Origin of the sequence: Paenibacillus residui (genome assembly GCF_042677205.1) — a bacterium.
GTDB lineage: Bacteria > Bacillota > Bacilli > Paenibacillales > NBRC-103111 > Paenibacillus_L > Paenibacillus_L residui.
In genome coordinates this window covers 79,367-101,126 of record NZ_JBHTIU010000106.1, presented here as the reverse complement: position 1 = coordinate 101,126, position 21,760 = coordinate 79,367, and the positions used below count along the sequence as shown (strand labels likewise).

The following is a 21,760-nucleotide window of genomic DNA, read 5'->3' as shown; positions in this document are numbered from 1 at the left end:
GTACCAGAGGCGCTCCTTTTCATTCAAAGGCTATTTCTTAGCACCAACAGGAATTTTTAGTTTTCAAATTTCAGCCTTCGGGGTTATTTTCAGAATCGAAATTTTCTCATATTAAGTATAGCAAGAAATGGATCGATTACAATGTTTCCAGGAAACATTATTGACAAAGGTTGAAAGGATTGTTAATATTGTTTCCCGGAAACTATTTTGAAGGTGAGGGGAAGAGATGATGAAAATGAAGGCGATTCGTATACATTCCTACGGAGGCCCTGAAGTTATGCAATTGGAAGAGCTCCCCATGCCGGTGCCGGGTCCCGGCCGGGCGCTTGTGCGCGTCCAGGCGGCGAGCGTTAACTTCCTGGATGTTCAGCATCGACGTGGCGATCTTGTGAATCAGGCATTTTACAAAAAGGAAGGGGCCGTGGAATATAAGCTTCCGGCCACTATAGGGAGTCAATGCGTGGGGATTGTGGAGTCGCTGGGCCCTGGTGACAGTCCTGTTCAGGTTGGAGATAGGGTCATCTGCGGAGGAGGCAGCGGAACGTACGCCACCCATGTGATAGCCCCGGTTCAGCGGCTCATTCCCGTCCCGGACGAACTCCGCCTGGAACATGCCGCGGCAGGATTAACCCAGGGCTTTCTCGCTTATGCGCTAACCCATGCCGCGTATCCCGTCAAGCCGGGGGATTGGTGCCTGATCCATGCCGCAGCCGGGGGAATTGGACTGCTGCTGTGCCAAATGGCCAAGCTGCGCGGAGGGAAGGTTATTGGAGTCACCTCGAGCGAGGACAAAGCTCATTCGGTCAGAGAGGCGGGGGCGGGTGAAGTGATTATTTCCACCCAAGCCGATATCGCCAAGGAAGCCCGCCGAATAACGGGGGGCCGAGGGGTGAACGTCGTTTATGACGGGGTGGGCAGGGATACCTTCGAGGCCAGCCTCGACAGTCTTGCCCCCCGGGGATATCTGGAGATTTTCGGGCAGGCAAGCGGGTTCATTCCGCCGTTTGATCTCATGCTCCTTCAAGAGAAAGGTTCGCTTTATATCAACCGTTTTTCCGGGCTATATTTTATGAAGGAATGGCATTCGTATCTCCCGAAATTTTTAGATTGGATCCGGGAAGGCCGTCTTTCGGTCAAAGTAGGGCGCACATATTCGCTGGCCGATGCCGTCAAAGCTCATATTGCTTTTGAACAGAGGCAGGTTACAGGCCGGGTGCTGCTTATTCCGTAATCTTATCCACAGTCCAAAGCATAGAAGAAGATAATATTTTCATAGTGCTCCAGGATAAATCATTCGCAACCCTCGCGATGAGCGTCGAGGGTTCTTTGTCGTGTTTGCGAGTTAGGCTGCGGACTAGCGATATTGATCGAGCAGGCGGGAAGCCTGCTTTTTGATGAGCTCTACAATTTCCTGCGGTTCGATCACTTGGGCCTCCGTCCCTAGCTGGATGAAATAGGAGGACAGAAATTCGACCTCGCTGTAATCAATCATCGTATCGATATACCCGGAATCCTCATCCACAGATACGATATGCGGTTCGAACCAGGGCTTGCTTTGACACTGTCTCATCCCTTCTCTGGTCAGCTTAACATACAGACGGACCGGTGTATGGATCGTATACCCGTCTAACCAATCGGGCAAATTCATTTTCAGCTCGCAGGTTCTTTTGGAATTTTCCAAAGACAGGATTCTGTCCGCCCTGAACAGCCGCACCTTGTCTTTTTCCATGTCCCAGGCCGGCATATACCAGAATCCGTCATTAGCATATAAACCGATGGGTACGACTTCTCTCTTTTTACGGTTGGATTTGGAACGGTATTCGATAATGAGTACGTGATGGTCTAATGCCGCTTCTATAATCTCTTTCAGAAAGGGAGAGGAAACCCTTCTCTTCGGATTCCAAAAAGACAGGACGGATTCCAGGCGGTCTATTTTCTTCTTAATGTCATCGGGAAGGCTGAAATACAATTTTCTGGAGGCGGAGTCCATATCCGTATCAAAGGGCAGGGATGGATAGTATCTCAAGGACTGGAAAGCGAAGAAAATCGCCAGCGCCTCGTGCTCATCCAATAACACGGGCGGAAGAATCCGGTTGTGCAGGATACGGTATCCTCCGTTTCTCCCCTGCTCCGTATACAAAGGAACCCCCATTTCACTAATTTCCATCAGGTACCGATGGGCGGTCCGGACGGATACGTGAAATTCATCGGCAATCTCTTGGGCGGTAAAGCTTCTCTTCGAGTTGACATACATGATCAAGTCGAATAACAGCTTGGCTTTCGACATAAATTTCTCCTCACTTCCGAAGACAGTGATTAAACTGGACAACATTTGGCATGTTTAGAGTGTATCTTATGTAGGAAAGGTCGTCAAAGCCAAATCATTGGATAGACTGAAACTGAAATAGCAGGGGACTGCACGCGGAATTTATGCAGGTTATATGACTTGATTCCGCCTGCGAACTCCGTTAAGGAAGGAGAATGACAGCTATGAGAGAAGAATTTCGGGGAAATCCTATACAGGTTATTGGAGCCAGGGAAAAAAACTTGAAAGGGATAAGTGTGACGATCCCCAAGAAGCAGATCACAGTATTTGCAGGCGTATCCGGTTCCGGGAAATCGGCCCTTGTCTTTGATACCATTGCAGCGGAGTCGCAGCGCCAATTGAACGAAACGTATTCCAGCTTTATCCGCCATCGCCTCCCCCATTACGGACAGCCGGATGCGGACACGTTGAACAATCTTTCCGTGGCGGTGGTCATTAATCAGAAGAGGATAGGGGGAAACGCAAGATCGACCGTTGGAACGATTACGGATATCTACTCCTTGCTGCGCTTGTTATATTCCCGAAACGGTCGGCCCTTCGTCGGATCTATGGACATGTTTTCATTTAACAATCCTCAGGGCATGTGTCCCGAATGCAAGGGATTGGGAAGTGTACAGACGATAAATATAGACCGGCTGATCGACCGGCAGAAATCCCTCAATGAAGGGGCGATCCGCTTCCCTACCTTCCGGCCGGGAGAATATCGTTGGAAGCGGTATGTTTGCACAGGGCTGTTTGACAATGATAAAAAGCTGAAGGATTACACGGATGAGGAATGGGACACGCTCTTGTACAAATCGGGCTTCAAGCCTCCCCATCCGACGGAGGGCTGGCCTCCTACTTCCAAATACGAGGGAATCATTCCGAGGATGGAACGCTCCTTCCTGAGCAAGGAATCGAGGGATGTGAAGCTGTACAAAGAGGCGATTGATTACGTGGTGACCCAGGGGAAATGCCCATTGTGCCGGGGGGCTCGGCTGAATGCCAAAGTGCTGGAGTGCAAAATCAACGGTCAATCGATTGCAGACTGCACGCATATGCAGGTCAGTGATCTGATCGGCTTTGTCCGGACGATCCGGGAGCCTTCGGCCCGTACGGTAGTCGATGCCATCGTCCATCGCCTGGAGCATCTGATCTCCGTAGGATTAGGCTATTTAAGCTTGAATCGGGAGACATCGACCTTGTCCGGCGGCGAATCTCAACGAATTAAAATGGTCCGCCAATTGGGCAGCAGCTTGACGGAGCTGACTTATATTTTTGACGAGCCCAGTATAGGGCTCCATCCTCACGATGTCAGCAGGATCAACCGCCTGCTGCGGCAGTTGCGGGACAAGGGCAATACCGTGCTGATCGTGGAGCATGACCCGGATGTTATTCAAATCGCCGATCATATTATCGAAATGGGGCCTCGGGCCGGGACCGAAGGCGGCAAAGTCGTATATGAGGGGGATTTGCAGGGGCTGGTCCGGGCCGGGACGCTGACCGGACAATTTCTGAATCGCCGGCCGGCTTTGAAGAAAGAACCAAGACAGCCTACCGGCTGGCTCTCGATCAAACATGCGTCCCTTCACAATTTGAAGGACGTTAGCGCCGATATCCCGAAAGGGGTCATGACCGCAGTTACGGGCGTTGCCGGATCGGGGAAGAGCACTCTTATCCGCCAGGTGCTGCCGCAATATTATCCGGAAGCGATTTTCATCGATCAAGGAGCGATTCAGGCCTCCAACCGTTCGAATATGGCCACTTTTATCGGCATTTTCGATTTCATCCGAAGCTTGTTTGCGAGGGAGAACCGGGCCGACGCCTCTCTCTTCAGCTTTAATTCGAAAGGGGCCTGTCCGGAATGCAAAGGCTCCGGGATGATGAATATCGATCTCGCTTTTATGGATACGATTACCAGTATTTGCGATGCCTGCCAGGGGCGCCGATTTAAAGAGGAGGTTCTCGGGTTCACCCTGCGCGGGAGTACGATCAGCGAAGTGCTGGAGATGACGGTGGACGAGGCTGTGGAATTTTTCCGGGAACCGGAAATAAGGCCTGCTCTGCTGCGGTTACAGGACGTAGGAATCGGCGAATTGCATGCCTTCGCTGATGGCGTCATAGAGCTAAGAGCGGCGACATACTTTAAATAATGATTATTAATTGGACCCTATGTCAAGAGTTCCCGGAGAGGAGGAAGCTCCTTGAATCCTGTCGTTATTGTCGGAAATGGGAGGCTTGCAGATGCGGTATGCAAGCAATTATCCGGGCTCCCCATAGTGCACAGACCGGATTTTGGCGATAGCGTACCGGCTGCGGGGCTCGTATGGGTGGTGCAGGATCAGTCTGATTCCGCTCTGAATGTGGAAGCGGAGAAGCTTCTGCGGCCGCGCGGGCTTCCCTGGTCACGGGCCTGCTTATCCAGAGAAGAGGGGGAAGGGAGGATAGGGCCGTTGGTCCTTCCGGGAAAGCCCGGCTGCTTCCAATGTGCGGAGACCCGGCTATCCTTGGCGGGTGGCGGGCGCGAAGAACCGGACGATTCGCTTATGAAACTAATTTCTCCAGATGCGATCGCTCCTTCTCCCCTGGAAGTTCCGCCGGCAGCATTTCGTCATATGGCGCTTATCGTCTCATTGGAAACGGCAAGGCTGCTGCGGGGGGAAATAACGGATTCGGAAGGCCGCATCCATTTAATCAACTTAAGAAGCTTGACCAGCACCGTTCACTACATTCTGCCGGACGGGCTCTGTCCGGTCTGCGGCGAGCTGCCGGACGATTCCCCGGAGGCGGCGGCCATATCCCTGGAGCCGTGCAAGAAGCTCAACAACAGTTACCGCTGCCGTTCAATGGGCGACCTGCGGAAGGTTCTGGCCAAGGATTATCTGGATAACCGGACCGGGCTCATGAACGGCAAGCGGCCGGACCTCGCATCCGCCTTCGCCGGGGTAGCTATGAATCTACCTTTAGGACTGTATAATGAGGTGGTTGGGGGCCATTCGAATTCTTATGCAGATAGCGAAATGGCCGCAATACTGGAGGGGTTGGAACGATTTTGCGGGCTTGCTCCCCGGGGCAAACGAACGATCGTATCCGACAGCTATTCCCGCCTTAAGGAGGTGGCGCTGGACCCTGCTAAGGTAGGCTTTCATGCTAAAGAACTGTTGGAACAACCGGATTTTCCTTTCCAGTCATTCGATCCCGATACTCCGATGGATTGGGTGTGGGGATATTCGTTCCTGCAGGAGCGGCCCATTCTCGTTCCCGAACGATTGGCCTATTACAGCTTGGGCTATGGCGGGGGATTTGTCTATGAAACCTCCAATGGGTGCGCCATAGGGGGCAGCCTTGAGGAGGCGATCCTGCATGGAATTTTCGAGGTTGTCGAGAGGGATTCTTTCCTGATGACCTGGTACACCAGGCTGCCGGTTCCGCAGCTCGATCCCGGCTCAGCGGAGGATCAGGAGCTCTTGTTAATGATTCATCGCTTAAGGGCGGTTACAGGATACGAGGTATGCTTGTACAATACAACGATGGAGAACGGGATTCCGAGCATCTGGGCATTGGCGAAGGGAGGGAAAAAGCCTGGAGTAAATCTGCTCTGTGCCGCCGGAGCTCATCTCGACCCCGTCCGTACGGCCAAGAGCGCCATACACGAGCTGGCGAACATGATCCCGATGGCCGAAGCCCGCTATAAGGAACGCAGGCCGGAGGCCGAGTCGATGTTCAAGGATTCGTTCCTGGTGGAGAGCATGGAGGATCACGCCTTGCTGTACAGCTTGCCGCAGGCGGAGGAAAGACTCCGGTTTTTGCTCGACGAACGGCGTCCCCTGCGTACATTCGCCGAAGAGTTTCAGGCTGCATCGATGAATGATGATCTAACGGAAGATTTGAAACAGGTCCTTCGAACGTTTCGCAGTCTTCGGTTGGATGTTATTGTTATCGATCAATCGTCCGGCGAGACGCTCCGCAACGGCCTGCGCTGTGTGAAAGTGCTGATTCCGGGAATGCTGCCTATGACGTTCGGACACCGGTTTGCCCGGTTGACGGGCCTTGACAGGGTCTTCGAGGTCCCGATGAAGCTGGGTTATGCAGAGCACAAGCTGACACCGGAGGAGCTTAATCCATACCCGCATCCCTTTCCGTAGCCGGGATAGAATGTCAAAAAAAAGAGCGAGGTTAACGGTGCTGGTTCCACCGACACACTCGCTCTTTCTCTTTCGTTGCAGGGACGGCCAGAATCCCTATAGCTTGCTAATCATGCGATAACGTAAAGTATCCCTAGAAATTAGACAAGCCAAGCACGGGAAACAATTACAAGCAGAATGAAAAGAACAAGAATAACCCCTGTAGATGTAAACAATCCGCCACAGCTACCTGCTCCACCAAATCCCATAACGACATCCTCCCTTCTATTTTTTCTGTATTATATGTGTCTGAACGGCCGGAAGATTGGACGCCATGGAAAATGTGCCGTTATAAAGGAAACAAGCGCCTATTTCCTTGAATGGGGAAGGAGGATGGGTTTTCGGACTCCCGTTAAGGAATGACATTCGAAGATCCCGGACTATACTGGAATGAGAGAGTATTCTTTTATTCTTTTTTTACTGCCTATTATGGGTAGAGTTTTAATATACTTATTGTATTAGTAATGTAAGCCGCTTTCCCAAAACGGTCAGGAGGATGTAATGAACAAGCTGAAAACCATTTTGAAGGAGCATTATAGCTTAGAGATCAAGGGAATTTTACCGCAGCAGGGAGGCTGGGCGGCACTCGCTTATAAAGTGTCCGGTGACAGTGGCACCTACTTTTTGAAGGCGTATGAAAAAAGCAGAGCGTCCACCCCCAAGTGGACAGCTCTTATTGACAAGTATGTGCCTATCACCATTTGGCTTCTGCAAAATAGCTACTTGAAAGGCAAACTTCCCGTGCCGCTCGTAACAAAGCAAGGGGAATATAAATGTGAGGACGAGGAAGGAATCTATCTGCTCTATGAGTATATCGATGGCGAAACGATAGGAGACCGAGATTTATCCGGGGAGCAGGTTCGCCAGCTTTCGGAAATGATAGCGGAGCTTCATTCATATGGGGAAGAAATACCGCCGGACACCGATGCCATTAAGGAAGATTTCTGCATCCCGTTTATGCAGCGGCTGAGGAGTACGTTGGGCGGGGAGTATTCCCGTGTTCCTGCCGAAATCAGAGAAGTGACGGACCCTTATCTTGAGCAGGTTAAAGGGTTGATGGACACTGTGGACAAGCTGTCCGCCGGTTTGAAATGCCGTTCGTTAAGGATGGCCCTGTGCCACACAGATATTCATCATTGGAATCTGATGCAAGCCGGACAACAACTGATGTTGCTGGATTGGGAAGGATTGAAATTGGCCCCCGTTGAAGCGGATATCATGTTTATGACAGACAAGCCCTACTATGAAGACTTTGTAAGCATCTACAAGCAGGTTCACAGCGATTATACCGTTGATCCCGATGTTCTGCTCTTTTATCAGGGAAGGCGTAAATTGGAAGATATTTGGGAATGGATGGAACAGCTTCTATTCGATCGGCAAAATGCAAAAGAAAGGGCCGCCTCCATCCAATATTTGGCGAACGAACTGAAAACGATAGGCGGATAATTGTTTGACACAGGTACCGGATGGTTCGGCCCGAAGGAATAATTGTGTTTTCCCTTACGGTTATGTTACTGTAATAACAAATTGTTTTGCATAAAATGGAAATTCCCCTGTTTCCTATTAGAATGTGATCCATTTTTTTGAAAGGAGTACCGTTCATGGGAAAGCTGGATAAGTGGTAACCCCTTCATCTTGTTATTGGCCGGGAAAATCGAATTCGCGGACCGCCTGCCTTTATAGTAAGCAGGAAATCCAATCAAAAATAGGGAGGCCGTGAAACGATGATGAGAAGTGAGAGAGAAATGCTGGATGACATCCTCGCATTCGCCGAGAAGGATGAGCGGATTCGAGCGGTGACCCTGGAAGGATCAAGAACCAATTCGAATGTGCCCAAGGATATGTTTCAAGATTATGACATCAGTTTTCTTGTGACCGAAATGGACTCTTTCGTGCAAGACCCCAATTGGGTCGACCGGTTCGGAGAACGAATCATTATGCAGACTCCTGAGGCGATGGCCATGTTTCCTCCGGACCTGGGCAGGCGTTTCTCTTACTTGATGCTGTTTACGGATGGCAACCGGATCGACCTGACCTTGATTCCGTTGGATGAGAAGGACGAATACTGTAAGGAAGATAAGCTGCTGCTCGTGTTATTGGATAAGGATAACTGCTTGCCGGATATTCCCGCTCCGACGGATGAAGATTACTGGGTGAAAAGGCCATCGGCGGAATTTTTCGCGGATTGCTGCAATGAGTTTTGGTGGGTGTCCACCTATGTAGCTAAAGGTCTATGGAGACAAGAGATTCTATTTGCCCTGGACCATCTTAATCTATATGTCCGGCCGATGCTTCTCAAGATGCTGGAGTGGCAGGTCGGCATTCAAACCGATTTTTCGCTCAGTGTCGGCAAGAACGGCAAATATTTGGAGAACTATCTCCCGGAGAACCGCTGGCAGCAGCTATTGCGCACCTATCCGAGTGGAGATTATGAAGAAGTTTGGAATGCGCTGTTCACAGCGGGCGATCTGTTCCGCAGAACAGCCCGGGAGGTAGCCGAACATCTGAAGTATGAATATCCTGCCGAGGACGACCGGCGTGTCACGGATTATTTGCAGCATGTCCGGGTCTTGCCGCGAGATGCCACTGAAATTTTTCCGAATATGATTAAGGAAAAGCTTTGGGATTAATCACAGTATTCTGCTTGATAGCGATTAACACAACTTTGAGGGGCGGTCCACCAGGCTGAAGCCTGGATGGGGACGCCCCCCTTTTTGTTTATGGTGTTGTTACACGCCAGAGTCGTAACTTTTCGAATTTACGTTCGGATATTCACTCTCTCGCTTGCTCTTGATCTCCATTCCACCGTCCCTTGGACTGTTATCCCCATTGCTCAGAAAGCACGTAATCCGGAAGCCGACAGACTTACTCCGGTTCAGGACGTATAACTAACGGCCAAAGCGGTAAAAGAAATAATTTTTTAAACCGTATGCGGCTGGTTCCCAGGGTTAGTTGGTTTGAAAATCTATATGAGGAGGAAGGAAATTACTTTCGGCTTCGAACTGCATAGGTTCGATTTAACGGGACAGTTTCGGCTGGCCCTAAGCAGTTTTCTGATTAAATGGGATAACAGTCAAAAAGGGGGGAGGAGATAAGGAAGAAGATTATTCTGAAGACGGTTGCAAAAAAACGTTGACATTTGATAGCCGGGAAATTAAGATATCACTATAGTTTATTCTTTGCATAAACTAACTGGCTACATACTTAAATTTTAGTCTTGAGGAGATTGATGGATGGCGTTGATTATGGGAGTGGACGGCGGTGGGAGTAAGACCTATGCGGTAATAACCGACGCCGAGGGGAATTTGCTTGGAGAAGGTCTGGCCGGTGGAGCCAATTACCAGAAGATAGGTCTCGATAGAGCGATGGACCATATTTCAACTGCAATGAAGCATGCACTGGAACAGGCCGGCTTGCAGTATGCGGATCTGGATTTTGTCCAATATACGCTCGCAGGGGCCGACCGCGAAGCAGATATGATCCGGCTGGAATCCGGACTTAAGAAAATACCGGTAACCAGCTGGAACCTGGCTTGTGATACAATGGCCGGGCTGCGCGCGGGTAGTCCGGACAATGTGGGCATTGTGCTTGTCTGCGGAAGCGGAACGAACGCATTCGGCAGAAACAGGGACGGGCAGGTCGTGCAAACAGGGGGATTCGGTTATCTGTACGGCGATTATGCCGGGGGCAATCATATGGCAATCGAAACCTTCAGAGCGGCAGTCCGGTCGTGGGAGCAGCGGGATATCCCTTCTATTCTTACGGAAAGGGTTCCTTCCTACCTCGGCTATTCTTCCATGGAAGCGCTGCTCAACGATTATTTGGACCGGCAGGTAAGGACGGTTCCATCCGAATTGACCATTGTTCTTCATGAAGCGGTCCAGGACGGGGATGCTCTCTCGATCCGTCTGTTGTCCGAGGTCGGGCACGAATTGGGCAATGCGGCACGCTCCGTCATGAGAAGAATAGGAAGCTTCGGTGTGGACAACATTCCGATAGTGTTGATCGGAAGCATTTTCCAGAGGGGCAAGAGCTCCTGCCTGCTGCAAAGTCTCGAAGAGACCCTGCGTGAGGAGCATACTGATTTTACGATTGAAATCCCGGAAATGGAGCCGGTCTTCGGAGCGGTATTGATGGGGATGGATCAGCTTCAGCTTCCTGCGGGGCCGCAAATTACCGAACGATTAAATTCGTACAGGAGGGAGATTATCGTTGAATCCTAAACCGCTTAAAGTGGCCGTTATCGGCGGGGGCTCCTCTTATACCCCCGAGTTGATTGAAGGGTTTATCAAAAATTATGAGCAATTTCCGCTGCAAGAGCTGTACCTCGTGGATATTGAAGCCGGCCGCGAGAAGCTGCAGATCGTCGGTGAACTTGCCCGGAGAATGATTGAGAACGCGGGGGTTCCCATCCGGCTGCATCTGACGTTGGATCGTCGGGAAGCGATTTCCGGGGCCAGCTTTGTACTGACGCAAATTCGCGTTGGCGGCCTGGATGCCCGGGCGGTGGACGAACGGATTCCGCTCCAGTACGGCTGCATCGGCCAGGAAACAACCGGGGCCGGAGGGTTCGCGAAAGCGATCCGAACGATTCCCGTCATCCTGGACATATGCAAAGAGATGGAAGAGCTTGCACCCGAAGCTTTCCTGATTAACTTCACTAACCCGGCAGGCATTATTACGGAAGCGGTATTGAAGCATTCCTCCATTCGTACCATCGGCTTATGCAATTTGCCCATCCATACCAAGATGCAAATTGCCCAGCTGGCGGAGACCGATCCGGCGAATGTCGATATGGAAATGGTCGGCATCAATCATTTGAACTGGACGCGAAATATCAGGATCAACGGCGTCGACCGGACGGAGGACATCGTGCGGATGTTTGACAACGCCAGCGGCCTGTCCGTGAAGAATATCCCCGATTATAAATGGGGGGACGGGTTTCTTGCTTCTCTCGGAATGATCCCCTGCTCTTATCTTCGCTACTATTATTTGAAGGATAAGATGCTCAAGGAGCAGCAGGAAGCGCTGAAGGTCAAAGGAACCAGGGCCGATGCGGTCAAGAAGGTGGAGGCGGAGCTGTTCGAGCTGTATAAGGATCCGGAATTAAAGGTGAAGCCGGCTCAGCTGGAACAACGGGGAGGAGCGTACTACTCGGAAGCGGCGGTTGACCTTATTACATCGATATACAACAATGCCCGCAATATCCAGGTAGTCAACGTTCGCAATAATGGGGTTATTCCGTGTCTGGGAGAGGATGTTTCGGTGGAGGTCAGATGCATCATTTCTTCGGAGGGGGCTACTCCGATGATGCTGAGCGGCGGGCCGCTGCCGGCTGAAATCCGGGGCTTGATCCAGGTCGTTAAAGCCTACGAAGAGCTTACGGTAGAAGCCGGTGTGAACGGGGACTACGGCAGTGCTCTACAAGCGCTTGCCATCCATCCGCTGGTAGGAGGCTCTTCATTGGCCAAAGCTGTACTCGATCAGATTTTGGCGGAGAACAAGCCGTATTTGCCTCAGTTTTTCAAGTAACAAGGCACAGGTATTCCAGACAGATGCAGACAGGACTTCCGCCGGTATAGCGCAGGAACGGGGAAGAATGGAATCTTCGGCAAGGGGATTGCAAGCCGGCCTATGCATTAAGCGGAATTTCCTGAACCGCATTTGGCTGTATTACTATATTTTGTTAGATTATTCGACAAATAAACTAACTAATTATGCAAAAGGGAGGACTTATTCATGAGTTTGGCAGATGAAAGAATTAAAGAGCTAGGTTTGATACTTCCAAAGATCGATTTGCAGGGAAAAGCCATCGTGCCGATCCGTCAGCACGGCAACCTGCTGTACACTTCCGGCCACGGACCGGAACGGGAGGATGACGGCAGTCCGATCTGGACAGGCAAACTCGGCAAAGATCTGACGGTGGAGGAAGGCTATCAGGCAGCCCGGGAATGCGGGATTATCCTGCTGGCCCAGCTCAAGAACTACTTGGGAAGTCTGGATCGTGTCGATGCTTTGGTCAAGGTGCTCGGTCTGGTCGCCAGCAGCGAGGATTTCTATCAGCAGCCTCAAGTAATGAACGGCTTCTCGGACTTGATGGTGGATGTTTTCGGGGAAAGAGGCAAGCATGCCCGTTCCGCAATGGGTACCTATGTGCTGCCTAAAAATATCCCTGTCGAAATCGAAATGATTGTAAGGATCAGAGATTAGTAGAGCATTTAAGCTGAGAGATGAAGGGGAGAGCGTATTAATGAAAAGTCCTTTTCGAGTAATGAAAATGTCGATGGCCGCCGTTATGTCCGTATCCTTGCTGGGTGCCTGCTCCCAGAGCGGCGGCAGTGAAGGATCGTCCTCGGAAGAGAAGGTAGAGCTTGTATTTCAGCATATCGGCGGAACGGTCCCCGCGCAGGTGACCCTGTTGGATGAAATGGCCAAGGAATTCAGCAGCCAAAATCCCGGAGTCACTGTGAAAATCGTCAATGTCGGCTGGGGGGAAGCTTACTCCATGTTCCAGCGCCAGCTAACGGTCGGACAAGCTCCGGACCTGGTCATGCTTAACGGGCAATGGGCCAGCGAGTACCAGCGTTTGGGAGCGTTCGCTCCCGTCAATGATTATGTCTCTCAAGAAATGCTCAATCAGTTCCTGGAATCCGGATTCGATTCGGTGAAGGGGGAAGACGGCAAGTATTACGGCGTCCCTTGGGATGGAAGCGTATGGGGCTTCTTCTACCGCACCGACCTGTTTGAAGAGGCGGGGTTGGATCCCAATAACCCGCCTGAAACCTGGGAAGAACTGCTGGAGTATGCACAGAAGCTCACCAAGGGCGATCAATACGGACTGGCTTTCCCGGCTGCCGGCTGGGAGCCCGATGATTATGTGCTTCCTTTCTTCTGGCAGGCCGGTAATGACGTTATCGTTCGCGAGGGGAACTTCTGGAGACCGACGATTAACAACGAATCCGGACTTGCTGTTGCGAAGTATATCTACGATTTGTCCAATACTTACAACGTGATGCCGAAAACGGTTACAGGTATGGATTGGGAAGCGACCATGAACAGCTTTATTTCCGGAAATACGGCGATGATGTTCAACGGAATGTGGGCGTCGGGCAGCCTGAAGGCCAATCCTAATCTGGATGGGAAATGGGCGACCGCCCCAAGCCCTGCGGGACCGGCCGGGAAAGCCGTGCTTGGTTATCCGAACACGTTAAGCATCACGGAGCAAAGCAAGCATAAGGAAATTGCAGGAAAGTTTCTGGAATTTATCTTTACCGGAGAGAAGCCGACTTACTACGATAAATTTGCCGAAGTGACCAGCGTAGTCGGCTGGACGAAGGATTTTGCGACGACGGAATTTGCCCAGGATCCGATTATGAAACCGTTTGTCGATCAGGTGTCCATTAGCCGCAACCGCCCGTTAGCGCCCAAGTATGAGGAATTTAGGCAGCTGCATTTCAACGCGGCCATCCAAAAGCTTATTCAGGGGCAGCTGACGCCGGAGCAGTTTGTAAGTGATATGCACACGAGACTGGAAGAGCTAATGGGTAAATGATCATTCTTTAGGAGACATTCCGATAGCCCGGCGGCACAAGCATGCTGTAAATGCTGCCGGGCTTAATCTTTAAGGAAGCCTGGAGGTTAACTTAGTTATGAAACTCACTGCGAGTTTGTTTTGGAAGAGGGCGCTACCGTATTTTCTCATAGCACCGGGCGTTATATTTGTCGGACTCATCTTGATATATCCCATGATCTCGGGGATTATCTCCAGCTTTTTCACCCAGCATTCCCTGACCGCTTCCGACCGGACCTTTGCAGGGCTCGATCATTACAGAGCGCTGTTCTCGGACAGTATTTTTACGGGAGCCTTCTGGAATACGGTCATTTGGACGGTAGGAGTAGTTGTCGGCCAGTATTTGATCGGCCTTGCCGTTGCTCTGTTGTTAAATGAAGAAATTCCCGGGAGGGGTATCTTCCGGAGCTTGATCCTTATTCCCTGGATCGTGCCCATGATCGCCGCCGGTCTCACCTGGAAATGGATCTATTCCAGCCAATTCGGGATTTTGAACTATGTGTTAATGAAATTGGGAATTATCTCGGGGCCCATCGACTGGCTCGGAGATTCCGCATATGCCCTTTATTCGGTACTGGCTGTAAGCGTTTGGAAAGGAATCCCTTTCGTCGCTGTTGTTCTGCTTGCCGGACTGCAAGCGATCGACCGTGAAATGTATGAGGCGGCTAACATTAGCGGAGCTAATTTGTGGCAGCGTTTCTGGTATATCACGCTCCCCAGTCTCAAGGGGGTTTCTCTTGTAATTGTAACTTTGACAATCATCTGGTCCTTTAACCAGTTTGACTTGGTCTACCTGATGACTAAAGGCGGACCTTCCAATTCGACGCAGCTCATTCCGGTATACTCGTACCTTAATGCCTTCAATTTCTTTAAAATGAATTACGCTGCGGCCATTTCTACTATTGGCGTACTCATGCTGAGTGTATTCGCCATTTTCTATCTGAAGAAAAACAAGGAGGACTAAAACATGGGGGGGAATGCGAGAAAAAAGTTGCTCGTCAAACGGAGCATCACTTACGTTTTATTGACATTGGCTACGGTGCTGCTCGTGTTTCCGTTTGTATGGATGATTTCCACTTCGTTTAAATCGTCCGCAGAAATTTTTGCCGAAGTGCCCAAGTGGTTTCCGAACGAGCCCACTCTGGAGAACTACCGGACGCTGTTTCAAGAGACCGGATTTCTGCAGTATTTCAAAAACAGTGTCATCGTCGCCATTTCGACAACGATTGTCACTTTATTTATAGCCATCTTCTTTTCTTATGGCCTCTCCCGTTTTAAATTCAGGGGCAGAATGCTGTTTTTGAATTCCTTGCTGGTTTCCCAAATGTTTCCCTTGGTGCTGCTTATTATTCCGATCTTCGCCATCTTTATCAAGCTGGATCTGATCGACAGCTACCTGTCCCTTATTATCGCTTACTGTACGTTTGCGATACCGTTCGCCACATTGATGATGAAAAGCTACTTCGACGGAATCCCGAAGGATATGGAGGAAGCCGCCTTTATCGACGGCTGTACACCGGTAAGCGCGATCTTCCGCGTCGTGATTCCGCTGGCGGCTCCGGGAATCGCCGCCGTAGGCCTGTTCTCTTTCATCCTGTCGTGGCAGGAGTTCATCTTTGCATTGACGCTGACCAGCTCCGACACCATGCGGACTCTGCCCGTCGGCATCTCTCTGATGGTAGGAAACCGCGAAGTGCTGTGGGGACAGCTAATGGCCGCTTCGGCCATGGTGACGACTCCTGTTGTAATCGTCTTTATCTATTTCCAAAAATATTTAATCAGCGGTATGACGATGGGCGGCGTGAAGGGCTAGCCGTCGCCGGTATACCCGGTATGGAGGAATCTTGATGAGCTTTGATGTTTGCATTAGAAATGGAATGATTATTGACGGAACCGGGAACGAACGCTACAAGGCGGATATTGTGATCAAGGACGGCAAAATCGCCGGAATCGGCAGCTTCCCCGACGCGGAGGCGCGTTACACGATCGATGCGAGCGGCCGCGTCGTCAGTCCCGGCTTTATTGATACACATGTCCATTCGGACGTGATGCTGCTGTGGGACAGGCAGCATGCTTGCGGATTATATCAGGGAGTCACGACCGAAATCCTCGGTCAGGACGGGTTGTCCTACGCTCCGTTATCCAAGGACAATTTGGAAATGTACTTTAAGTATTTGGGCGGATTGAACGGAACACCGGATATTCCGCTGGACTGGTCGACGGTAGAGGAATACCGCAGCAAATTCGACGGAACCGTGGCCATTAATACGGCCTACCAGGTTCCTCATGGCGTTCTGCGCCTGGAAACGGTCGGCTTCCGAGATGTGCCGCTAACCGGCGCTCATCTGGAGAAGGCCAAGCGCTTGCTGGCTGATGGAATCGATCAGGGAGCCGTTGCTTTCTCCACAGGCCTTAGTTATTTCCCGGGCTCCTATGGAGATACGCAGGAACTGATTGAGCTGTCCCGTGTCCTTGCGGAGAAGGACAGCATCTATGTCACTCATTTGCGCACCGTGTTCAAAGGTGAGAAATTCGATGCGATTCAGGAAGCGCTGGATATCGGATGGCAATCCGGCTGTAAAATCCACTATTCCCATTTCCGAACGGGGCCCAACAACGCGGGCAAGGTGGATGAGCTGATGGGGCCGATCGATGACGCCTACCAGAAAGGACTTGACGTCAGCCTCGAATTGTATCCTTATGCCTTCGGAAGCAGCACAGGCGTCATTCACCTGCCGCCTTGGACCGTGGAAGGGGGCTACGAATCGACCCTGGAGAGGCTGGCGGACAAGAAGCTGCGCCCGGCTATTGTGCGGGACATTCAGAAGGATTTCCCGAATATTGACGGCACTTTCTCCTACCTGCCTTCGGGCCGCAATGATGAATTGCTTGGATTAACGTTCCAGCAAGCGGCGGACTTGCGCGGTCAGACGGTGTACGAGGTGCTGTGCGACCTGCTCCTTGAAGAGAAGCTGGCTGTGGGGATCTTAGGGGAGCGTCCCGAGGACGAGTCTGTAGTGAAGCAAATTGAGGACGACCTGTTCGAGCTGCTGTCCCGCCCTTACTATATGGTAGGAAGCGATGCGATTTATCTCGGGCAGAACCCGCATCCTAGGGCATTCGGAAGCTTTCCCAAGCTGCTCAGGCTGGCCAGGGAGAAGAATTTCTCGCTGGAAGTGCTTATCAATCGGATGACTATGGTGCCTGCCGAGCGTTTCGGACTTAAGGACAGGGGGGTTATCCTGGAAGGGAAAGCGGCTGATCTTGTCGTTTTTGACGCGGAGACCGTCACGGATACATCCGTAGTTCAGCAGGCCAGAACAGGCCCGTCAGGTATTTCGCACGTATTGGTTAACGGAGAAATTGCGGTGTGGAACGAGAAGGTTACCGGAGTATTCGCGGGCAGGGCGTTGCCGGTTATGCGATAAGGAAAGGGGAGCAGGATTATGCAATCATTCTATGACCGATTCGGGTTAAGAAAAGTAATTAATGCCAGGGGGCCGGCAACCGTATTGGGCGCATCGCGGGTCAAAGACGGCATACGGCAGGATATTTATGACATGCTCGGCCTGTCCGTGGAAATGTGGGAGCTGCAGAGAAGAGCGAACGAAGCGATCGTTAAGCTGACCGGCGCCGAAGCCGGTGTCGCTGCAGGCTGTACGGCCGCCGGGATGGCCATCAGCATCGCCGCCACGCTGACCGGAGACGATATGGGCAAGATCAAGGAGCTGCCGATTATCCGGGGGCCGAAGCATAAAGTAGTCATTCAGAAAGGCCATGTTATCGGAATCGGCGATACGCCGGCCAACCAATTGATAAGGCTGACCGGTGCGGAGCCCGTGGAAATCGGCGAGGCGCTCGATTGTGCCTCCTATCATCTGGAGGCCGCACTCACCCCCGATGTAGCCGCGGCCGTCTATGTGATGATGGATGTGTTTCCTCCCAATCTACTGCCGTTCGATAAATTCGTGGAGATCTGTAAGTCCAAGGGTGTTCCCGTCATTGTCGACGCCGCTTACGACACCGATTTCCGCCATTCCATCGCCAAAGGGGCGGATTTGGTCGTTCACAGCGGGCAGAAATGGCTCGGGGGAGCGACTTCAGCTCTCGTCGCCGGGCGCAAGGATCTGGTACACGCCTGTTTCCTGCAGGAGTTGGGCATCGGGCGGCCGATGAAGGTGGGCAAGGAAGGCGTGCTCGGATTGATCTCGGCCATCGAGCATTGGCTGGCCAGGGACGAAGAGGCGATTATCCGGCAGCAGGAGGCGTTTGCCGAGCGTTTTATTGCGGCCATGGCCGAAGTTCCGGGTTTGACGGGGTCGATCAAGCGTACCCGCTTCTCGCCGTCCGTCAGAGTCGTCATGGAGATCGATGAAGAACAGACCGGGGTTCCGGCATGGGAGATCAACATGAAGCTGGGAACCGGCGATCCGGTCATTAAAATGGACGATTACGCCGTATACCACGGGAAAATGGAATTCGATCTGTCCTTTCTTGACGATGGGGACGAGAGAACGATCATTAAAGCTATTGCCTCTATTGTAGAGGAGAAGAAGAAGAACGGCGGCGCAGTTCGGCAGCCGGAGCCGATGAATCGTCTGGATCTACAGTATCACACATTGAGGCGGTGGTTGGATGACAACCCGAGGGCATAAGCTGCGGTTCGGACTGATTGGTTTTTCCCAAGGGTTCTACGCAACCACCTATACCCGGCACTTGGCGAAGCTCAAGGAGGTTGAAGTGGTTGCCTGCTGTGATCTGGGCCAATCACCGGAGTATGTGGAGGAGTGTGCGGGAACGACGGCAAGCCGGTTTTGCGAAGAGATCGGCTGCCGTCTGGTTCATCAGCCCGAGGAGCTGTTTGAGCTTGGCGTAGATGCGGTGATGGTCGCTTGTGAGGTATGGGAGCATGCGAAATACGCGGACATGGCGCTCCGGCATGGCTGCCATGTCTTCGTCGGCAAGCCGTTATCGCTGGAACCGGATGAAATCCGTTCCCTGATGCGGACGGCGGAAGCCGGAAGACGCATCGTCCTGCCGGGCAACCCTCTACGTTATGAGGGATCGATCATCTCCATAGCCGATCGGATTCGCCGGGGAGAGATCGGCCGGCCTACGAATTTGCGGCTGTTCATCCATCATGAGGCGATGATTCATCAGGAATGGGAGCGGGACCCTGCACGAAGCGGAGGTCCTCTCGGCACCTTCGGTGTCTATCTTATCGATACGGTCCGCTGGATGACCGGAGATGATTTGACGGAGCTTTATGCGGCGGGCGGACAATATGTATTCCGGCAAATCGGCACCTGGGATACCGTTCAGGCCATGGGCAAAACGTCGGGAGGCGCACTCGTGCAATTAAATCTTGTCTCCTCGATGGATTGGGATTTCCCGTTCTATATGTTGGACATTGTCGGAACCAAAGGAGTAATCCGGACCGATCACGACCGTTTCTCCTATGTTATGCAAAATCCGAAAACCGAGCTGGGTCCGATCCGTTATGATCCTATGGGAAGCCTGGAAATCGAGCATTTTCTGAACTGCTGTCTGGGAAGAGAGGAGCAGTGCATGACATTGGAGGATATGCTGCATGCGGCCAACGGAATCAAGGCCATGGAGCAGAGCATTCGGACCGGCCAGCCTGTTCTGTTGTAAGTGCATAACGGTAATGCACACTAAGAGCGAGCAAGATTGCAGAGGAGGAACTTCAGGGTGAAGAAGAGGATCATTATCATTGGTGCGGGCTGGGCCGGCCAGCATCACGCCCGCGCGGTATACGAGCATCCGGACACCGAGCTTGCGGCCATTATCGACCGGAGGGAAGAAGCGGCGGGAGCATTGGCACAGAAGCTCGGAGGCGTCCCTTATTATCAGTCGCTGGAGGAGCTGGAGCGGCAGGGAACCGGCTACGATGCGGCGGTCATCTGCACATTGCCGGATACCCACGCTTCCTTCTGCAAGGCGCTTCTGCAACGCGGCAAGCATCTGTTCTGTGAGAAGCCGGCCGGCAAAAACTCCGGCGAAATCGCCTGGTTGCTCGCGCTCTCCAGAACAACGGAGGCGATTGCGGGCGTCAACTACAACCAGAGATACTCTCCTTGCTACCGGAAGCTGAAGGATAAAATCAGCGGCGAGAAGCCGCATTTAATCGCCATATCCATGCAGCAGCAGGGCCCGGTGAAGCAGTCCGACCTGGCCCATCCTTACTTTATTGTGACGGATTCCTGCTGCCATATGATTGATACCTTAAGATATATTAACGGGGAGATCCGCAGCGTCTATGCTGTCGGCAAGCGGATTGACAGCGAAATCCTGTCCGACGTGGCCGTCAGCCTCGAATTCCGCAACGGCAGCATCGGAGTCATGACCCATACGTTCGTCGGCGGCGTCCATGAAAGCCAACATCCGTTCCAGCATTTCGAGCTGTCTACGGACAAGGCCAGGTATGAGGTGACGAACATGCTGGAAGGTCTTCACACCTATCCTCACCATTCGATGGAAAGAACGACCTGGTCGCCCTCCGTCTTCGAAAGCTGCAATTATGCAGAGACGCTGAAGAGTTCGATTCACGCTTGGATAGAGAGCTTGACCGGTTCTTCACCGGCACCCGTCGCCCTCCTGGATGCCTACCGCAATGCATTGGTTGTCGAAGCCTGCATTAAATCCCTGGAAACCGGACTGAGAGTTCAATTGCAAGATGATATTGAGACAGGGGGCGGGTTAATATGAAGAAAATCGGCTTTATTGGCTGTGGCGAAATTGCCCATATCCATGCCGCATGCATACTGCGGCATGGAGGAACGGTTGCCGGAGGCTTCGATCTTGCGGAGTCTTCGGCCGGCAAGCTGACTGCAGCTTACGGAGGAAAAATCTACCTCTCGGCGGAAGAGCTCTGCGCGGACCCTGATGTCGATGCCGTCTATATCTGCACCCGGCATGATTCGCATATTGCCTATATCGCGATGGCCGCGGGCCATGGCAAAGCCGTCTTCTGCGAGAAGCCGATCGGGCTTCGGCTGGCGGATGCGGAACAGGCAGCGGACATTGTCGCGAGCAGCGGCATCCGTTTCGCAATGGGATTTAATCACCGTTACTCTCCCGGAATGCAGAGATTGAAACGATTTATTGACCAGGCCGGATCGAAGGTCGATGCTCTGAATGCCCAATTCGTTACGGCCCCGTTCATGCAGGGATGGGCAGGGGGCGCTGAGCAGGGAGGCGGCGTTTTTGTCTGTCTGGGAAGTCATATATTTGATCTGGTCCATTACCTAATCCCGGGCGAGATTCAAGAGGTCAGGGGGGTTTCCTCCCGAATCCGGCTGGGCCCGGAATATGAGGATGACGCTTTTGCGGCGATTCTGATGACAGAGGCCGGGCAAATGCTGACGCTCAATGCCCATGAATTCGGAAATGCTTCTTATTCCACCGATCCCGGGCACCGCATCAATACCATAACGGTATTTAAAGGTCATGAAGCGGCTTCCGCAGGCACCGGCCATTTCGAAAGCTTCTCTGCCGGCGGAAGCACGATGGAGCGGTTTCCGGCAGATCATTTGTCTTTATGGGGATACTCCGAGCTTAACCGCAGATTTTTGCTGACCTTACAAGGAAAAGCGGTGGAAATTCCGGGAGTGGACGCGGGCTTGTTCGCGGCCCAACTTATCGAACGCTGTAAGGAAGACTTATAAGATAGATCCAACA

Annotated in this window: 18 protein-coding genes; 16 read left to right on the top strand and 2 right to left on the bottom strand. The window is 52.1% G+C overall.

Annotated elements, in window-relative coordinates:
* Positions 1-226 precede the first annotated feature (226 nt).
* On the top strand, positions 227-1,231 hold the full coding sequence (locus ACFQ03_RS24765) for a quinone oxidoreductase family protein (RefSeq protein ID WP_379291667.1): 1,005 nt from the start codon (positions 227-229) through the stop codon (positions 1,229-1,231).
* A 123-nt stretch (positions 1,232-1,354) separates the two neighbouring features.
* Here ACFQ03_RS24765 and ACFQ03_RS24760 read toward each other — a convergent pair whose 3' ends face one another.
* On the bottom strand, positions 1,355-2,287 hold the full coding sequence (locus ACFQ03_RS24760; RefSeq protein ID WP_379291665.1) for a helix-turn-helix transcriptional regulator: 933 nt from the start codon (positions 2,285-2,287) through the stop codon (positions 1,355-1,357).
* Between the two features lie 203 nt (positions 2,288-2,490).
* Between ACFQ03_RS24760 and ACFQ03_RS24755 the strand changes: the two genes are divergently transcribed.
* Both ACFQ03_RS24755 and ACFQ03_RS24750 read left to right on the top strand, forming a co-directional pair.
* Entirely contained in the window at positions 2,491-4,458 is a 1,968-nt protein-coding gene (locus tag ACFQ03_RS24755; RefSeq protein WP_379291663.1) for an ATP-binding cassette domain-containing protein, read from the top strand.
* Between the two features lie 51 nt (positions 4,459-4,509).
* Positions 4,510-6,450 (top strand): TOMM precursor leader peptide-binding protein, encoded by a 1,941-nt coding sequence (locus ACFQ03_RS24750; RefSeq protein WP_379291661.1) that lies wholly within the window; start codon positions 4,510-4,512, stop codon positions 6,448-6,450.
* 140 nt (positions 6,451-6,590) lie between these two features.
* Here the strand turns inward: ACFQ03_RS24750 and ACFQ03_RS24745 are convergent, their stop codons facing one another.
* The gene (locus tag ACFQ03_RS24745; protein ID WP_144933403.1) at positions 6,591-6,698 is read right to left on the bottom strand and encodes a sporulation protein YjcZ; all 108 of its coding nucleotides are present in this window, start codon (positions 6,696-6,698) and stop codon (positions 6,591-6,593) included.
* 292 nt (positions 6,699-6,990) lie between these two features.
* On the opposite strand from ACFQ03_RS24745, the gene ACFQ03_RS24740 reads away from it, so the two are divergent.
* From ACFQ03_RS24740 to ACFQ03_RS24680, 13 genes are all read left to right on the top strand, one after another.
* Entirely contained in the window at positions 6,991-7,935 is a 945-nt protein-coding gene (locus ACFQ03_RS24740) for an aminoglycoside phosphotransferase family protein (protein ID WP_379291659.1), read from the top strand.
* A 281-nt stretch (positions 7,936-8,216) separates the two neighbouring features.
* Positions 8,217-9,119, top strand: a complete 903-nt coding sequence (locus ACFQ03_RS24735) for an aminoglycoside 6-adenylyltransferase (protein WP_144933510.1) — start codon at positions 8,217-8,219, stop codon at positions 9,117-9,119.
* Positions 9,120-9,722: 603 nt separating this feature from the next.
* A complete protein-coding gene (locus ACFQ03_RS24730) occupies positions 9,723-10,712 on the top strand; it encodes an N-acetylglucosamine kinase (RefSeq protein ID WP_144933405.1) in 990 nt (329 codons plus the stop codon).
* Complete coding sequence (locus ACFQ03_RS24725; protein ID WP_144933406.1) at positions 10,702-12,021, top strand: 6-phospho-beta-glucosidase; 1,320 nt, start codon at positions 10,702-10,704, stop codon at positions 12,019-12,021. The genes ACFQ03_RS24730 and ACFQ03_RS24725 overlap by 11 nt, the downstream gene beginning before the upstream one ends.
* A 207-nt stretch (positions 12,022-12,228) precedes the next feature.
* Positions 12,229-12,699, top strand: coding sequence for a RidA family protein (locus ACFQ03_RS24720; protein WP_144933407.1), 471 nt, complete (start codon positions 12,229-12,231; stop codon positions 12,697-12,699).
* A gap of 40 nt (positions 12,700-12,739) precedes the next feature.
* The gene (locus tag ACFQ03_RS24715) at positions 12,740-14,041 is read left to right on the top strand and encodes an ABC transporter substrate-binding protein (protein WP_379291656.1); all 1,302 of its coding nucleotides are present in this window, start codon (positions 12,740-12,742) and stop codon (positions 14,039-14,041) included.
* A gap of 97 nt (positions 14,042-14,138) precedes the next feature.
* Positions 14,139-15,023 carry a carbohydrate ABC transporter permease gene (locus ACFQ03_RS24710; protein WP_144933409.1) on the top strand — a complete coding sequence of 295 codons (885 nt, stop codon included), beginning with the start codon at positions 14,139-14,141 and terminating at the stop codon, positions 15,021-15,023.
* 3 nt (positions 15,024-15,026) lie between these two features.
* Positions 15,027-15,872: a carbohydrate ABC transporter permease gene (locus tag ACFQ03_RS24705; RefSeq protein WP_144933410.1), complete on the top strand. Its 846-nt coding sequence runs from the start codon at positions 15,027-15,029 to the stop codon at positions 15,870-15,872.
* A 34-nt stretch (positions 15,873-15,906) separates the two neighbouring features.
* Positions 15,907-17,487, top strand: coding sequence for an N-acyl-D-amino-acid deacylase family protein (locus ACFQ03_RS24700; protein ID WP_379291652.1), 1,581 nt, complete (start codon positions 15,907-15,909; stop codon positions 17,485-17,487).
* Positions 17,488-17,505: 18 nt separating this feature from the next.
* Positions 17,506-18,714, top strand: a complete 1,209-nt coding sequence (locus ACFQ03_RS24695) for an aminotransferase class V-fold PLP-dependent enzyme (protein ID WP_379291650.1) — start codon at positions 17,506-17,508, stop codon at positions 18,712-18,714.
* Positions 18,695-19,714 carry a Gfo/Idh/MocA family protein gene (locus ACFQ03_RS24690; RefSeq protein ID WP_379291648.1) on the top strand — a complete coding sequence of 340 codons (1,020 nt, stop codon included), beginning with the start codon at positions 18,695-18,697 and terminating at the stop codon, positions 19,712-19,714. Before ACFQ03_RS24695 ends, ACFQ03_RS24690 begins: the two co-directional genes overlap by 20 nt.
* A 57-nt stretch (positions 19,715-19,771) precedes the next feature.
* Positions 19,772-20,788 carry a Gfo/Idh/MocA family protein gene (locus tag ACFQ03_RS24685; RefSeq protein WP_379291646.1) on the top strand — a complete coding sequence of 339 codons (1,017 nt, stop codon included), beginning with the start codon at positions 19,772-19,774 and terminating at the stop codon, positions 20,786-20,788.
* The gene (locus tag ACFQ03_RS24680; protein ID WP_379291644.1) at positions 20,785-21,747 is read left to right on the top strand and encodes a Gfo/Idh/MocA family protein; all 963 of its coding nucleotides are present in this window, start codon (positions 20,785-20,787) and stop codon (positions 21,745-21,747) included. The genes ACFQ03_RS24685 and ACFQ03_RS24680 overlap by 4 nt, the downstream gene beginning before the upstream one ends.
* Positions 21,748-21,760: the final 13 nt, after the last annotated feature.